Below are 15,651 nucleotides of genomic sequence, written 5' to 3' on the forward strand. Positions count from 1 at the left end.
CCCATCATCGACTCAATCTCCTCTTACGACGAAGATTGAATCAGTGCTTCAGGACTGCTGCAACCCGGACTTTTTCAACACTATCCACCCTTAGTGGCAATTCGTTTAAGCTACTTGGCGTCAGATTTCACCGCTACCAGCCAAGCGTCGACACGGAGCTTCCATCCCTCGATCATGTCCGCGAACGCGTCCTCTGTAAGTTCGGACAGATAGGATGCTCCTGCCGGGCTCCAAGGCCGTGAACGCATAGGTAATCGACGCCTCCGTGCCTCCGTTAGTGGTCGGTCGGCAGGCCACCTCGACAAATCCGAAACGCGAATCCGCGTAACGCGAACATAGCGGATGCGATGCGCCAGCCGTCTACCCACAGGGTCTCTCCGATCGGCGTGAACAGCCGAAAGACGCGGTCGATCGGCCCCGAAAGCACGATGCTGTGGCTGCGCGCAAGATGGCTCGTCATCCGCCCTCCCCCCGGTTTCCGCCAGACCGTGGCTGTCCGCTGCGGCAAGCTCCATTTCGTAGATGCGCTTCAATTGGCCGATTGTTTCCAGGGTCGCCGCGGAGAACGGCGTCCGGCCTTCGAAAGCATGCAGCAGGATGCCCTCGATGAGGTCACCCAGGCTCATGTCGCGATGCTCAGCCAAGGCCTTGAGTACCTTCACCAATCGTTTTTCCAGGCGCACCCCGGTCTGCACGCGTTCTATGGTCATAGATCTTTGTACCATGGTACATTGGTACACCCAATGATCAGAGATGGGACGGTTTCGGCATATCGCCGGGGGTTGCCAGCGCCCCCTATTGCTCTGCCTGGGCAGCAATCCCATCTGCGCGCGGCGTATCAGGCCTTTTCCTGCCCGGAAAAACCGATTAGACAGCCCAAAACACATGCGGACAGATTCCGCCCGCAATCGAAGGAAAAGCCCTTGTCCACCACGTTCGACAAAGTCGCCAAGATCATCGCCGACACCAGCGAGATCGACATCGAGACGATCACGCCCGAAAGCCACACCATCGACGATCTCGGCATCGACAGCCTCGACTTCCTCGACATCGTCTTTGCCATCGACAAGGAATTCGGCATCAAGGTGCCGTTGGAAAAGTGGACGCAGGAAGTCAATGACGGCAAGGCTTCGACCGACGACTATTTCGTCATGAAGAACCTGTGCGCCAAGATCGACGCGCTCGTCGCCGCCAAGAACGCCACGTGAACACAGCGCCTGACGCGCCCGACCCACAACAGCCTCCCATGAACCCCCACGACGTCGTCATATCAGGCATCGGCCTTGTCTCGTCACTGGGCGAGGGTCCGGATGCGCATTGGCAAAAGCTCGTCCAGCCACGGCTTGAGCCGGTTCTGGAGGCCTCGCGCTTCTCGCCCTATACGGTCCATCCGCTGCCCGAGATCGACTGGAACCTGCAGATCGCCAAGCGTGGCGACCAGCGGCAGATGGAAACCTGGCAGAGGCTCGGCACCTATGCGGCCGGCCTTGCGCTCGACGATGCCGGCATCAAGGGCAATGACGAACTCTGCGCGACGATGGACATGGTGGTGGCCGCCGGCGGCGGCGAGCGCGACGAGGCGGTCGATGCGGCCATTCTCGCGGCATCGGAAAGCCGCAATGACCGCGACGTGCTGCTCAACGAGAAGCTGACCACCGAATTGCGTCCGACGCTGTTTCTGGCACAGCTTTCCAACCTGCTCGCCGGCAACATCTCGATCGTCCACAAGGTGACGGGGTCGTCGCGCACGTTCATGGGCGAGGAAGGTGCCGGAGTCGCCGCCGTCGAGACGGCGGCCGCGCGCATCCGCTCCGGCCAGTCGACGCATATACTGGTCGGCGGCGCTTTCCAGACCGAACATTCCGACATGCTGCTCGGCTATGAACTGGCCGGCTACCTGCATCGCGGTCCGTGGCGGCCGGTCTGGCAGAGGCAAGGCGCCGAAGGCGGCGGCGTGGTGACCGGATCCGGCGGCGCGTTTCTCGTCCTGGAGCAGCGCGAGCATGCGGAAAGCCGTGGCCGGAAGATCTATGCGGAACTCGGCCCGGTCCTGTCCGGTCGCGCCAGGCGCCGGCGGGACGAACTCGACGGCGAGATCGCCGTGCTGTTGAAGCAAGCCGCATTGCCGAATGGCGAGCTGCTCGCGATCTCCGGCGCTTCGGGCGCCCATGCCGCGACCGCCGCCGAGAAATCGGCGCTCGACGCCAATCCGGCGATCGCCGCACGCGGCTTTTCGACGCTGACCGGCCACATGAAGGAAGCGCAGTTCCCCTTTGCCGTGGCGCTGGCGGCACTGGCTGTCGACCGCAAGGCCGCCTATCCTGTCTTCGACGCCACGGTCGAAAAACCGTTTGCCGGCGTCCCGAAGACCGTCCTTGCAACGGCGATCGGCTATCACCAATTCGAGGGCATGGCGCTGATCAAAGCCGCCTAGAGCATCGGACCGAAAAGTGTGGCGCGGTTTTCGGGCGATCCGACGCTCCAAGAGAAACAGGTTTTTGGACAACAAATGGCCAATCTGAACGACCACATGGGCAGGCCCATCGTCGCCGTCACCGGCATCGGCGTGGTGACGTCGCTCGGTGTCGGCAAAGCCGACAATTGGGCGGCACTTACCTCAGGCAAGTCCGGCATCCATCCGATCACCCGCTTCCCGGTCGATCATCTCAACACCCGCATCTCCGGCATGGTCGATTTCCTGCCGTCGAGCTCCAAGGGCGCCAGTCTCCTCACCTATGAGCTTGCCGAAACCGCCGCCCAGGAAGCGATGTCGGAGGCCGGCCTCGATGCCGGCGATTTCGGCGGACCGCTGTTCCTCGCTTCGCCGCCGGTCGAGCTCGACTGGAGCGAGCGCTTTTCGCTCTACAATTCCGACACGCCCAATAATTCAGACAGGCACGACACCGGTGCAGAGAGGCTGCTGCGGGTAGCGCGCGGCCTCAGGGAACTCGACATCTTCGAGACCACCCAGTTCGGCTCGATTGCCGACCGGCTTGCCGACCGTTTCGGCACACGCGGCCTGCCGATCACGCTGTCGACAGCCTGCGCTTCGGGCGCCACCGCGATCCAGCTCGGCGTCGAGGCGATCCGCCGCGGCGAATGCGACAGGGCGCTGTCGATCGGCGCCGACGGCTCGGCGACCGCCGAGGCGCTGATCCGCTTCTCGCTTCTGTCGGCGCTCTCCACCCATAACGACATCCCCGAAAAGGCCTCAAAACCCTTCTCCAAGGACCGCGACGGCTTCGTGCTCGCCGAAGGCTCGGGCGCCCTTGTGCTGGAATCGCTGGAGGCAGCACTTGCCCGCGGCGCCACCGTTCTCGGCATATTGCGCGGCTGCGGCGAAAAGGCCGACGACTTCCATCGCACCCGCTCCAAGCCGGACGGTTCGCCGGCGATCGCGGCGGTGCGCGCCGCTCTTGCCGATGCCGGCCTGAGCGAGGACGGGATCGATTATGTCAACGCCCATGGCACCTCGACGCCCGAAAACGACAAGATGGAGCATTTGTCGCTGTCGACGGTATTCGGCGAGCGGATCTCGTCAATGCCGGTCTCGTCGAACAAGTCGATGATCGGCCATACCCTATCGGCTGCCGGTGCTGTCGAGGCCGCATTTTCGCTGATGACGATGCGCGAAAGCATCATTCCGCCGACCATCAACTACGACAATCCCGACCCGGCAATCGTGCTCGACGTGGTGCCGAACACCAAGCGCAACGCCGAGGTCGGCACCGTCCTGTCGAACTCCTTCGGCTTTGGCGGCCAGAACACCTGCCTTGTCATGGCGCGGGAACCGGTCTAAGCGACCGTTCCGCTCTAGCACTGTTGTCGTGCGCATGGTCCTTTCCGAAACGGTCATGCGCAACCTGGGATCTGGCATGCGCGCATTGCAACTTATCGAGGATCGCCGGCTTGAAACGGTGGACCTGCCGCCACCGCCGCCGCCTTTGCTCGGCGAGGTGACACTGCGCATCAAGGCCGTGGCGCTGAACCATATCGACGTCTGGGGCTGGCGCGGCATGGCCTTCGCCAAGCGCAAGCTGCCGCTGGTCGTCGGAGCCGAGGCCTCCGGCGAGGTCGAGGCGGTCGGCCCCGGCGTTTCCTGCCTCCTGCCCGGACAGTTGGTGTCGATCTATGGCGCCCGCACCTGCGGTCTTTGCCGCGCCTGCCGCGAAGGCCGTGACAATCTCTGCGAGCATGTCTCGGGCGTTCACGGCTTCCATCTCGACGGCTTTGCGCAGGAAAAGATCAACCTGCCGGCGCGCCTTCTGGTCCCCGCCCCGCCAGGCGTGAGCGAAATCGGCGCGGCGGTGGCGCCTGTCACCTTCGGCACGGTCGAGCACATGCTGTTCGACAATGCCCGGCTGCAACCCGGCGAGACGATACTGGTCCATGCCGGCGGCTCCGGCATCGGCTCCGCTGCTATTCAGCTGGCCAAGAAGATGGGCTGCACGGTCATCACCACCGTCGGCTCGAACGACAAGATCGACAAGGCCAAGGCGCTCGGCGCCGACCACGTAATCAATTATCGCGACGACCGCTTCGAAGGCATCGTGCGCAAGCTGACCAAGAAGAAGGGCGTCGACGTGGTGTTCGAGCATGTCGGGACCGACACCTTTGCCGCCTCGATGCTGTGCCTGAAGCGCGGCGGCCGGCTGGTCACCTGCGGCTCGACCTCCGGCGTGTCGACACAGATCAATTTGATGCAGTTGTTCCAGCAGCAGTTGAAGCTGCTCGGCTCGTTCGGCTGCCGCATGGAAAACATGGCCGACGCCATGCAGAAGATGGCCGCGGGCCTGGTCGCGCCGGTGATCGACACCGAGGTCGGCTTCGACGGCATCGATGCGGCGCTGAAGCGCATGGAAGGCCGCGACGTCTTCGGCAAGATCATCCTGCGCGTTGGCTGAAATGATCGGCAACGCCTTCAGGAAGATCCGCAGGGACGTGGGATTCCGCTATGGCAGGCGGCTTCGCCAGTTCAACTACTGGCTGGTCGCGCGCGTCGCGATGATCATCATCTCCGCGCTGCGCCTGCTGCCGCCCGACAGGGCGCTCAATTTCGCCGACCGCGCTGCCCGCCGCATCGGCTCCTGGGTGGCGCGCCATCAGGTTGCGGTCGACAATCTGCGCAAGGCCTATCCGGAAAAAAGCGATGCCGAGATCGAGGCGATCGCTTCCGACATGTGGGGCAACATGGCCCGCCTGGCCGCCGAATACATCTTTCTCGATGCTTTGTTCGACTACGATCCCGCTGCGACGAAGCCGGGCCGTGTCGAGGTCAAGGGCGTGGAGCATTTCGTGCGCATCGCTGGCGAGGACAAGCCGCATATCGTCTTCACCGGGCATCTCGGCAATTTCGAGCTGCTGCCGGTGGCTGCGGCGACATTCGGCATGAACATCACGGCGCTGTTTCGCCCGCCCAACAACCCTTACCTCGCCGAGTACATCCTCTCGACCCGCCGCTCGAGCATGGGATCGCTGCTGCCGTCTTCGACCGGTGCCTCGTTCGCACTTGCGGCCATCCTGGAGAAAGGCGGCAACATCGGCGTGCTGGTCGACCAAAAATTCACCGGCGGGCTCGAGACGACATTCTTCGGCCGCCCCTGCGAGAGCAACCGGGTTCTCGGCACCCTGGCGCGGCACTACGATTGCGATGTCTACCCGGCGCGCTGCGTGCGCCTGCCGAACAACCGTTTCCGGCTCGAGATCGAGGACAAGCTCACCTTGCCGCGCACCGCCGGCGGCAGTGTCGACGTCCCCGCCACCACCCAGCTTCTCAACGACGTGGTCGAGCGCTGGGTGCGCGAAGACCCCGGCCAGTGGATGTGGTTCCACAAGCGCTGGGAGATCAGCGGCCGCAAAAAGCGTCGGCCGGGGACAATGCGCGACAAACCCGCCTGAGCGCACCATCTTTTTTGGGTGCAAGCCTTATTTTGTTCTTGCTTTGTGCCGGCAGCTATGCTGCTAATTTCGGTATGGTGCTATTTGGCCCCAACGAACCCGCCGCTCCGGCGGGTTTTTTATTGCGGGCCGAGGAGCAGGCCCTAATTCGTCACGAGAATCCGCGTATTGCCGAAGCCGGCTTCGCGCACCATCGAATAGAACGCGGCGGCGTTGCTGGGGTGGAGGCGCACACAGCCATGCGATGCCGGGCGCCCCAATTGCCGGATCGCGCCGGTGCCGTGGATGGCATAGCCGCCGCGGAAGAACACCGAATAGGGCATCGGCGACATGTCGTATTTGCGCGAATACCACATCCGGGCCGTCCGCTGTGGCCGGTAACTGCCGCGCGGCGTGATGTAGCCCTTGCGGGCGGTGGAAACGCTCCACCGATAATACGAAAGCCCGTATCTTACCGTCATCGTCTGTGAGGAAATATCGATGTTCGCGACCAGGCTGGCCGCACGGCTCTCGAACGACGAACCGAACAGCATCGCTACTAATGCCGCTGCCATGAGAACAGTGTTTTTCATGCAATCAAACCCCTTTGATGCCCCTTGCCTGCCTGCCGTCACGCTGTTCTCCAGCGTTTTGATGGCAAGCCAGCGAGCTAACACCTACTCCCTGACGATTTCACCAATCCAAAGCAGCGAATTTGAACGATTTCCCGCAATAGTTGCCGTAACGACACGCAATCGCCTCGCAATTCGCCATCGGGCTTGCAAAACCGCCTCATCCGCTGCTCAATTCGCCGAATGAACGAACCGAACGAACGGCTCCTCAAGGCTATCGATGACCGAGCCGATGATCTGGTTGCCCTGACTGCGGATCTGATCCGCTTTCCGACCATCAATCCGCCCGGCGAAGCCTATCGGCCATGTGCCGAATATATCGGCGCGCGGCTGAAGAAGCGTGGTTTTGAGATCGAATTCATCCGTGCCGAGGGCACGCCCGGCGACACTGACCGTTACCCGCGCGTCAACGTCGTCGCCCGCTTCGATGGCCGGGCGCCGGGTGCTTGCGTGCACTTCAATTCGCATATCGACGTCGTCGAGCCCGGCGACGGCTGGAGCCTCGATCCGTTCGCCGGCATCGTCAGGGATGGCAAGGTCTACGGCCGCGGCGCTTGCGATATGAAAGGCGGGCTTGCCGCCTCGATCATCGCCGCTGAAGCCTTCATGGAGGTGTTTCCCGATTTTCCCGGCGCCATCGAGATTTCGGGTACGGTCGACGAGGAGTCCGGCGGCTTTGGCGGCGTCGCGCATCTGGCCAAGCTCGGCTATTTCTCCAGGCCGAAGGTCGATCACGTCATCATTCCCGAGCCGCTCAACAAGGATCGCATCTGCCTTGGCCATCGCGGCGTCTGGTGGGCGGAGATCGAGACCAAGGGCGAGATCGCGCACGGCTCGATGCCGTTCCTCGGCGACAATGCTGTGCGCCATATGGGTGCCGTGCTGCGGGCCTTTGAGGATGAATTGTTTCCGGCGCTCGACCGCAAGATGACGCGCATGCCGGTCGTGCCCGAAGGCGCAAGACGCTCGACCATGAACATCAACTCGATCCATGGCGGCCAGACGGAGGATTTCCGGCCCGGCCTGCCCTCGCCCAACGTGCCCGATTCCTGCCGGCTGACCATCGACCGCCGCTTCCTGCTCGAAGAGGATCTCGCTACGGTCAAGGGCGAGGTGATCGGTATCCTCGAGCGGCTGAAGCGCGAGCGCAAAAAGTTCGACTACGAAATCCGCGATCTGATGGAGGTGCTGCCGCTGATGACCGAGCGCGATGCGCCGGTGGTTAAGGCGGTCGCGCAAGGCATCATGGAGATATTCGACCGCGAGCCGGATTACGTGATTTCGCCCGGCACCTACGACCAGAAGCACATCGCCCGCATCGGCCACATCTATGACTGCATCGCCTATGGCCCGGGCATTCTCGACCTCGCCCACCGGCCCGACGAATGGGTCGGCATTGCCGACATGCTGGACTCGGCAAAGGTGATGGCGATCGGCCTCGACGTGCTGCTGAGGGGCGCCGGCCCGCGATGATCCGGCCATGGGCGGAAAAACATTCCTCCCGGCGTCCGCGGACGGTACGAAACGCAATTTACTCGGCGGCGAATTCACGCTTCTATCCGCCCGGGTTTGAGCACGTGTTTTAGATATGGGGAGTTGCACGATGAAATTGTGGAAAACCATCCTGGCCGCCGCGGCGCTGGCGTTGGCCGCCGGGACCTCGGCGATGGCCGCACGTACCGACCTGGTCATCGGCATTCCGCTCGAACCCCCGCATCTCGACCCGACCGCGGGTGCCGCGGCGGCAATCGACGAGGTGCTCTATGCCAATGTCTTCGAGGGCCTGACCCGCATCGGCCCGAACGGCGAAGTGCTGCCCGATCTCGCCGAAAGCTGGAGCATTTCCGACGACGGCAAGGTCTACATCTTCAAGCTACATGCCGGCGTGAAATTCCATGACGGCAGCGACTTCAACGCCGACGACGTGAAATTCTCGCTCGATCGTGCCCGCGCCGACAATTCCGTCAATGCGCAAAAGGCCCTGTTCGCCGCCATCGACAAGGTCGAGGTCGTCGATCCCATGACGGTGAAGGTGATGCTGAAGAACCCGCAGGGCTCGTTCCTCTACAATATGGGCTGGGGCGACGCGGTGATCGTGGCGCCTGAGACAGCCGACACCAACAAGGAAAAGCCTGTTGGCACCGGCCCGTTCAAGTTCCAGGGCTGGGCCAAGGGCTCATCGATCACGCTGGTCAAGTCGGACAATTACTGGGGCGCCCCGGTATTTCTCGACAAGGCCGAGTTCCGCATCATTCCGGATGCCGCCGCCGCCGTTCCGGCGCTGCTTTCCGGCGACGTCCAGGCCTTTCCGTTCTTCGACCCCGACAGCGTCGCCCAGGTCAAGGACGACCCGCGCTTCAAGGTGGTGATCGGCTCGACCGAGGGTGAAACCATCCTGTCGATCAACAACAAGAAGCCGCCCTTCGACAAGCTGCAGGTCAGGCAGGCGATTTCCTTTGCGCTCGATCGCAAGGCGATCATCGACGGCGCCTCTGCCGGGCTCGGCGTGCCGATCGGCTCGCACATGTCGCCCGCCAGCAAGGCCTATGTCGACCTCACCGGCCTCTATCCGCACAATGTGGAGAAGGCCAAGGAATTGCTGAAGGAAGCCGGCCTGGCGAATGGCTTCAAGGCGACGCTGAAGCTGCCGCCACCCTCCTATGCGCGGCTTGGCGGCGAGATCATCGCCTCCGAGCTTCGCGAAATCGGCATCGATCTCGAGATCATCCCGGTCGAATGGGCGCAGTGGCTGGACCAGGTATTCACCAAGAAGGATTACGACCTGACCATCGTTTCCCATACCGAGCCCAACGACATCGATATCTATTCGCGCAAGGACTATTACTTCAACTACGACAATCCGGCCTTCGACAAGATCATCGACGAGCTGAACCTTACCTCCGACGAGGCCAAGCGCATGACGCTGCTCGGCGAGGCGCAGAAGGTCCTGGCAGACGACGCCGTGGTCGGCTTCCTCTACGAATTGCCGAAGGTCGGCGTCTGGGACGCCAAACTGCAGGGCCTATGGGAAAACGCCCCCATCCAGGCCAACGACCTGACCAAGGTGAAGTGGACGGATTGATCGCTGACAGAAAGGCGAAAGTTGCACTCCGTCACACCCCCCTCTGTCCTGCCGGACATCTCCCCCTCAAGGGGGGAGATTGAGCCCTCACCGCCGCTTTCGCTAACCACTAGCGTTGCAGGGACAGTGCCGGCGTGGAAACTGCCAATCTCCCCCCTTGAGGGGGAGATGTCCGGCAGGACAGAGGGGGGTGGGCGGGAACGCAAGCTTCGCCCGGTTTTTGCGTCCGGCAACACAGCGGTTCCTCAACGTCCATGACTGCCTACCTCCTCAAGCGCCTCGCCATCGCCGTCGTCACGCTGGTTCTGGCCTCAATGGTCGTTTTTGCCGTGCTGGAGATCATTCCCGGCGACCCGGCGCGGCTGATGCTTGGCCTGAACGCCAGTGCCGACCAGATCGAATTGCTGCGCAACCAGATGGGCCTCAACGCTCCCGTCGTGCTGCGCTATCTGCATTGGGCCGGCGGCTTGCTGAGCCTCGATTTCGGTCGCTCCTACACCTATTCGGTGCCGGTCATCGATCTGGTCCGCGAGCGCCTCGTCGTCTCGCTGCCGCTGGCGCTGATGGCGCTGGCGCTGTCCACCGTCATTGCCATTCCGGTCGGACTGTTTTCCGCCAGCCGACGCGGCCGCGCCGGCGACACGATCGCGATGGGCGCCGCCCAGCTTGGCGTCGCCGTGCCCAACTTCTGGTTCGCGCTGATGCTGATCTATCTTTTCGCCGTCTGGCTGCGGTTGGTGCCCGGCGGCGGCTTTCCCGGCTGGAGCGCCGGCGTCTGGCCGGCGCTGAAATCGCTGCTCCTGCCGGCGGTCGCCCTCGCTCTGCCGCAGGCGGCGATCCTCGCCCGGGTCACCCGCTCGGCGCTGATCGAAGTGCTGAACGAGGACTACATCCGAACCGCCCGCGCCAAGGGCCTGCCCTATCGCCTTGTCTTGTGGCGGCATGCACTGCGCAACGCCATGATCCCGGTGGTCACCATTCTAGGCCTGCAATTCGCTTTCCTGCTTGCCGGCACCATCATCATCGAGAACGTCTTCTATTTGCCCGGCCTCGGCCGGCTGGTGTTCCAGGCGATCAACCAGCGTGACCTGATCGTGGTCGAGAGCGTCGTCATGCTGCTGGTTGCTGCCGTCATCGTCGTCAATTTCATTGTCGATCTCTCCTATGCGGCGGTCGATCCGCGCCTGAGAGGCCGGCAATGACGCTGCACATCGACATCCCCGACGAGAACCTTGCCGGCATCCTGGCCAAGGCGTTTCGAAACCGTTCGTTCCTCGCCGGCTTCGTCATCACCGCACTGGTGGCCGCGGTCGCGATCATCTCCTTCTTGTGGACACCTTACGACGTCACCAGGCTGGTCATTTCCGACAAGACCCAGGCGCCATCGCTGGCGCACTGGTTCGGCACCGACCATTTCGGTCGCGACATCCTGTCGATGATCATGGTCGGCGCCCGCAACTCGATTGCCGTGGCGCTGGTGGCGGTCGGCATCGGCATGGGCGTCGGCGTGCCGCTCGGCGCCGTTGCCGCGGCGCGTGGCGGCATCGCCGACGACGTGCTCATGCGGCTGAACGACCTGGTCTTCGCCTTTCCGGCGCTGCTTTCGGCAATCATGATCACCGCCATCTTCGGGCCCGGCGCGTTCAACGCCATCATTGCCATCGGCATCTTCAACATCCCGGTGTTCGCGCGCGTCGCCCGCGCCGGCGCCCTGGCGATCTGGCCGCGCGAATTCATCCTCGCCGCCCGCGCCGCCGGCAAAAGCAGGACGCTGATCAGCATCGAACATGTGCTGCCCAACATCGCCACGCTGCTGCTGGTGCAAGGCACCATCCAGTTCGCGCTGGGCATACTGGCCGAAGCGGGCTTGTCCTATGTCGGGCTCGGCACGCAGCCGCCGATGCCGAGTTGGGGCCGCATGCTGTTCGACGCCCAGACCCGCATGGTGGTGGCGCCGTGGATGGCGATCTTCCCGGGCATGGCGATCGTCGTCACCGTGCTTGGCCTGAACCTGCTTGGCGACGGCATTGCCGACATCCTCGATCCGAAATCGCGGCGGCAGCGATGAGCCTGCTCGAGATCGACAAGCTGTCACTAACCATCGGCAGCACCCGTATCCTCAGAGACATCGAGCTTTCCGTGGCGCCGGGCGAGGTGATGGGGCTGGTTGGCGAATCCGGCTCCGGCAAATCGATGACGGCGCTTACGGTGATGCAGCTTCTGCCCTGGGCGGCGCATACCAGCGGACGCATCACCTTCGACGGCATCGACATCCTTGCCGCCAGCGAGGACCAGATGTGCGCACTGCGCGGCGACGACATCGGGATGGTTTTCCAGGAGCCGATGACGGCGCTCAATCCGGTCAAGACCATCGGCGAGCAGGTCGCCGAGGGTATTCGCTGGCACACCAGGGCGAGCCGCGCCGACGCCGAGGAACGGACGCGAAAGATGCTCGACCGGGTCGGCCTGCCGGCGGCACAATTCCCGCTGTCGCGTTATCCGCACGAACTCTCCGGCGGTCAGCGCCAACGCGCCGTCATTGCCATTGCCTGTGCGCTGAAACCCAAGCTGCTGATTGCCGACGAGCCGACGACGGCGCTCGACGTGGTGCTGCAGGCGCAGATCCTCGACCTGCTGCGCGACCTCGTAGCGGAAAACCGCATGGGTCTTCTGCTCATCTCGCACGACCTCGCCGTGGTGACCGAGATGGCGGACCGCATCACCATCCTGCGCCATGGCGAGGTGATGGAGGCCGGCGATACCGCGCGCACGCTGTCCGAACAGCTTCATCCCTACACGCGACAGCTGGCGCAGGCCTCGATGCATGTGCCGGCGCGGGCCCGCACACACGACAGCGGATCGGCCAAACCGCTGCTTCAGGTAGAGAGCGTAACGCGGGATTATCCGGGACGGCGCATATCCCTGTTTAAACGCGCGGCTGCCATCCGCGCCGTCGACGATGTCTCCTTCTCGATGGCGCCCGGCCGGTCGGTGGCGCTCGTCGGCCGTTCCGGCTGCGGCAAGTCGACGCTTGCCCGCATGGTTCTGGCACTCGACAAGCCGACATCGGGAACCATCCGCTTCCGCGGCGATATCCTCACCGACAAGAGCGAGGCGGAGCTGAAGCCGGCACGGCGCGACATGCAGGTCGTGTTCCAGGACCCGTACGGCTCGTTCGACCCACGCCAGAAGGTCGAGAGATTGGTGGCCGAGCCGCTGCATGTGCTGGAGAAGAAGCCGGCGCCCGCCGCGCGGCGCGAGATGGTGGCGTATGCGCTGCACGAGGTCGGCCTCTCACCAGGCGACATGGACAAGTATCCGCATGAGTTTTCGGGCGGCCAGCGCCAGCGCCTTTCGATCGCCCGCGCCATCATCACGCGGCCGAAACTGGTCGTCGCCGACGAGCCGGTCTCGGCGCTCGATGTCTCGATCCGCGCGCAGATCCTCGATCTGTTCGCCGACCTCAACCAGAAGCTCGGCATCGCCTATCTGTTCATCACCCATGATCTGACCGTCGCCCGCGCCATCACCGACGAGGTGATGGTCATGCATGACGGCAAGATCGTCGAGCGCGGCAGGACGAGCGAAGTGCTCGACCACCCGCAGTCCGACGCGGCCAAGGCGCTGGTCACTGCTGCTCCCGATTTGCATCGGGCGATTGCAAAACGGCTGCACGAACAGGGCTGAGCGGACTCAGCCTTGCGGCTTGACCAAATCGGCCGGGCTGATGTCGAGCAGGTCGAGCGTGCGGCGCAACAGCTGCATCTCGCTCCCGGCAAGTTGCGAATCGGCCTTGGCGATCTCGGCCATGTGGCGGGCGAGCAGCTTGCGCCGTTCGACGTCGAGGTCGCGGAATTGGGCGACGGCCTGCGAGCTGTTGGTCTCGTAGCCGAAATCGTTGAGATATTCGATGACGCTGTCGATGCTGGTGTCGGGAATGCCGAAGGCGTCCCGGCAGATACGCCTGAAGGCGGTCATTTCGCTTTCGCTGACCGAACCGTCGGCCAGGATCATACGGAACAGCATCAGCAATTCCGCCGACAGCACCGGATCGTCCGCGACCTTGCGCACGCCGGGGTCGCCGTCGAAGATCGAGCGTATCTGGTCCAGCAATCCCATCGCCATCAGCCCCTTCCGATTCGTCGGGAAGGTAGCGCGGAATCGGCTTGGCGCAAACGGGGTGCGATGGTGGAAAAGCCGCCTGCGTGCACTCATTGGTGTGTGACCGCGCGACTGATAGTATGCCGTTGTACGAATCATGTTGAGGAGGGACCGAACATGAATCTCAGTGCGCCTACCCAGCTTATTTTCATTATATCCCTTGTTATCGCCATTATCGGCGTTCTCGCCGCGCTTGGCGTCCTTGCGTTCATCCCTTTGGCTGCTGTGTGGATTGTCGTCATCGCTTACATCGTGCTGGCCGCCGGCTGCCTGATGCGCGGGGCTTAAACACGTCCAGACAACTCCGAATCTCAGGCAACTCGGAGCGCCCGGCCAAAACCGGGCGCTTTTGATTCCGGCGGATGGTCTGTTAAAGTCGCGTGGCGGAAGGAAAGCGCATGCCCGACAGCGAAGACGGCAGCCGCCACGAAAGCCCAGGCCTCGATCGGTTCGAGATGGTGCGGCGCGCGCCGAGCCATCGGCTTCAGGGCGCCGTCACCGACATATGCGGCTTTCGCGAAACCATGCCAGGCCATTTCCGCGCCGTCGAATATGCCTCGCTGACCGTGCCGCTGGTCATCAGCTTTGCCGAACCCTTTGCCATCGGGCTCGGCCATGACCCGGGCGACAATGACCGCTTCGCCAGTTTTGCCGCCGGCCTTTATGCCGGGCCGGTAGTGATCGAATCCTTCGGCGGCGCCTGCTGTGTGCAGATCAATTTCAGCCCGCTCGGCGCTCGTCGCTTCTTCGGCCGCCCGATGATCGAACTGACCGACCGCATGGTCGGCCTGGATGACGTGCTCGGCGTAGAAGGCATCGCGCTGCGCGAAAGGCTCGGCAATGCACCGGATTGGAGCTCACGCTTTGCCATCGCCGAAGCCTTCGTTGGCGATCGGTTGGCAACCGCGGACCGCACCCAGGCCGAAATGGTCTGGGCCTATGAGACGATCGTCTCGACGCGTGGGCGGACCCGCATCTCGACGCTGGCCGAAAAGCTTGGCTGGAGCCGCAAGCATCTTACCGGAAAATTTTCGGACGCTATCGGCACCGGCCCAAAAACGCTCTCGCGCATCGTCCGCTTCAATCATGCGCTTGGCCTGTCGAGACAGGCGAACAGCGCTTGGGCCGACATCGCCGCCGACTGCGGCTATGCCGACCAGGCGCATCTGGTACGCGAGTTTCGCGACCTGGCAGGCGTCGCGCCGACGGCGCTTGCCGCGAGGTAACATTTCTTCAAGACGCGCAACCGGCCTTCGCGCAGACTGGGTTGATCGACCAACCCGCTGAAGGAGATCAGCCATGCCGAACACCCCCGAACCACCGCTGCTTTATCCGGCGCTGCGCTACAGGAATGCCGGCAAGATGATCGACTGGCTGTGCGAGGCCTTCGGCTTCAGCGTTCGCGCCCGCTATGGCGAAGGCGACGTGGTGCACCACGCCGAACTCGCTTTCGGCTCTTCGATCGTCCATGCTCGGCACGGCGCGCGACGACGCCTATGGCAAGATGGTCGGCGCGCCGGGTTCGGGTGGCGGCAAGTCGATCTACGTTGCGGTCGCTGACGCAGACGCGGCATACGCGCGGGCAAAAACCGCCGGCGCCGAGATTCTGGAAGAACTCACCGACCGCGACTATGGCAGCCGCGAATTCATCTGCCGCGATCCGGAAGGCAACGTCTGGTCGTTCGGCACCTACTGGCCGAAAGGCTGACGAGAAAGCATGAACTAGTAGCGCTGCACATTCGGGATTGGCCGAAGCCTCCCAATTTCGTCATCCCTGGGCGGAGCAGGAGCGAAGCTCCGTCGCGGAGACCCTGGGATCCATATGTGGACGGCGCCCTGCCTGCAACGGTTGTTTTGCGTCGTTTTCGATCGCTTGCGTCCATATGTCCGGCCTTTGAG

General features: G+C 63.3%; 15 protein-coding genes and 1 pseudogene. 13 read left to right on the plus strand and 3 right to left on the minus strand.

Translation table 11 applies throughout. From position 1 onward, the window contains the following. Nucleotides 1-110: 110 nt before the first annotated feature. The gene (locus NKH04_RS31505) at nucleotides 111-710 is read right to left on the minus strand and encodes a hypothetical protein (protein ID WP_353045506.1); all 600 of its coding nucleotides are present in this window, start codon (nucleotides 708-710) and stop codon (nucleotides 111-113) included. A gap of 213 nt (nucleotides 711-923) precedes the next feature. Here NKH04_RS31505 and NKH04_RS31510 point away from each other — a divergent pair, with 213 nt between their 5' ends. From NKH04_RS31510 to NKH04_RS31530, 5 genes are all read left to right on the plus strand, one after another. Beyond that, entirely contained in the window at nucleotides 924-1,208 is a 285-nt protein-coding gene (locus NKH04_RS31510; RefSeq protein WP_023719977.1) for an acyl carrier protein, read from the plus strand. 38 nt (nucleotides 1,209-1,246) lie between these two features. Further along, on the plus strand, nucleotides 1,247-2,434 hold the full coding sequence (locus NKH04_RS31515) for a beta-ketoacyl-ACP synthase (protein ID WP_352500919.1): 1,188 nt from the start codon (nucleotides 1,247-1,249) through the stop codon (nucleotides 2,432-2,434). A gap of 75 nt (nucleotides 2,435-2,509) precedes the next feature. After that, a complete protein-coding gene (locus NKH04_RS31520) occupies nucleotides 2,510-3,799 on the plus strand; it encodes a beta-ketoacyl-ACP synthase (RefSeq protein ID WP_352470322.1) in 1,290 nt (429 codons plus the stop codon). Nucleotides 3,800-3,875: 76 nt separating this feature from the next. Beyond that, nucleotides 3,876-4,904 carry a zinc-binding dehydrogenase gene (locus NKH04_RS31525; protein WP_353045507.1) on the plus strand — a complete coding sequence of 343 codons (1,029 nt, stop codon included), beginning with the start codon at nucleotides 3,876-3,878 and terminating at the stop codon, nucleotides 4,902-4,904. Between the two features lies 1 nt (nucleotide 4,905). Beyond that, entirely contained in the window at nucleotides 4,906-5,898 is a 993-nt protein-coding gene (locus NKH04_RS31530) for a lipid A biosynthesis lauroyl acyltransferase (protein WP_353045513.1), read from the plus strand. A 143-nt stretch (nucleotides 5,899-6,041) separates the two neighbouring features. Here the strand turns inward: NKH04_RS31530 and NKH04_RS31535 are convergent, their stop codons facing one another. Then, entirely contained in the window at nucleotides 6,042-6,470 is a 429-nt protein-coding gene (locus NKH04_RS31535; RefSeq protein WP_352470461.1) for a L,D-transpeptidase, read from the minus strand. Between the two features lie 222 nt (nucleotides 6,471-6,692). On the opposite strand from NKH04_RS31535, the gene NKH04_RS31540 reads away from it, so the two are divergent. The 5 genes from NKH04_RS31540 (at nucleotide 6,693) to NKH04_RS31560 (ending at nucleotide 13,278) form a co-directional block, all read left to right on the plus strand. Continuing rightward, complete coding sequence (locus NKH04_RS31540) at nucleotides 6,693-7,982, plus strand: acetylornithine deacetylase/succinyl-diaminopimelate desuccinylase family protein (RefSeq protein ID WP_353045508.1); 1,290 nt, start codon at nucleotides 6,693-6,695, stop codon at nucleotides 7,980-7,982. 130 nt (nucleotides 7,983-8,112) lie between these two features. Next, the gene (locus NKH04_RS31545; protein WP_353045509.1) at nucleotides 8,113-9,591 is read left to right on the plus strand and encodes an ABC transporter substrate-binding protein; all 1,479 of its coding nucleotides are present in this window, start codon (nucleotides 8,113-8,115) and stop codon (nucleotides 9,589-9,591) included. Nucleotides 9,592-9,845: 254 nt separating this feature from the next. Continuing rightward, on the plus strand, nucleotides 9,846-10,793 hold the full coding sequence (locus tag NKH04_RS31550; protein WP_353045510.1) for an ABC transporter permease: 948 nt from the start codon (nucleotides 9,846-9,848) through the stop codon (nucleotides 10,791-10,793). Then, complete coding sequence (locus tag NKH04_RS31555; RefSeq protein WP_353045511.1) at nucleotides 10,790-11,659, plus strand: ABC transporter permease; 870 nt, start codon at nucleotides 10,790-10,792, stop codon at nucleotides 11,657-11,659. The genes NKH04_RS31550 and NKH04_RS31555 overlap by 4 nt, the downstream gene beginning before the upstream one ends. Further along, nucleotides 11,656-13,278 (plus strand): ABC transporter ATP-binding protein, encoded by a 1,623-nt coding sequence (locus NKH04_RS31560; RefSeq protein ID WP_353045512.1) that lies wholly within the window; start codon nucleotides 11,656-11,658, stop codon nucleotides 13,276-13,278. The genes NKH04_RS31555 and NKH04_RS31560 overlap by 4 nt, the downstream gene beginning before the upstream one ends. A gap of 6 nt (nucleotides 13,279-13,284) precedes the next feature. Here NKH04_RS31560 and NKH04_RS31565 read toward each other — a convergent pair whose 3' ends face one another. Next, nucleotides 13,285-13,716 (minus strand): TerB family tellurite resistance protein, encoded by a 432-nt coding sequence (locus NKH04_RS31565; protein ID WP_352815754.1) that lies wholly within the window; start codon nucleotides 13,714-13,716, stop codon nucleotides 13,285-13,287. 153 nt (nucleotides 13,717-13,869) lie between these two features. Here NKH04_RS31565 and NKH04_RS31570 point away from each other — a divergent pair, with 153 nt between their 5' ends. The 3 genes and pseudogenes from NKH04_RS31570 (at nucleotide 13,870) to NKH04_RS31580 (ending at nucleotide 15,460) form a co-directional block, all read left to right on the plus strand. After that, a complete protein-coding gene (locus NKH04_RS31570; RefSeq protein WP_352451984.1) occupies nucleotides 13,870-14,040 on the plus strand; it encodes a hypothetical protein in 171 nt (56 codons plus the stop codon). 110 nt (nucleotides 14,041-14,150) lie between these two features. After that, entirely contained in the window at nucleotides 14,151-14,978 is an 828-nt protein-coding gene (locus tag NKH04_RS31575; protein WP_352470313.1) for a helix-turn-helix domain-containing protein, read from the plus strand. A 73-nt stretch (nucleotides 14,979-15,051) separates the two neighbouring features. Beyond that, nucleotides 15,052-15,460, plus strand: a pseudogene (locus tag NKH04_RS31580) (VOC family protein). Nucleotides 15,461-15,651: the final 191 nt, after the last annotated feature.

Source organism: Mesorhizobium sp. M1365 (genome assembly GCF_040317865.1).
In the GTDB taxonomy this organism is placed as follows: Bacteria; Pseudomonadota; Alphaproteobacteria; order Rhizobiales; family Rhizobiaceae; genus Mesorhizobium.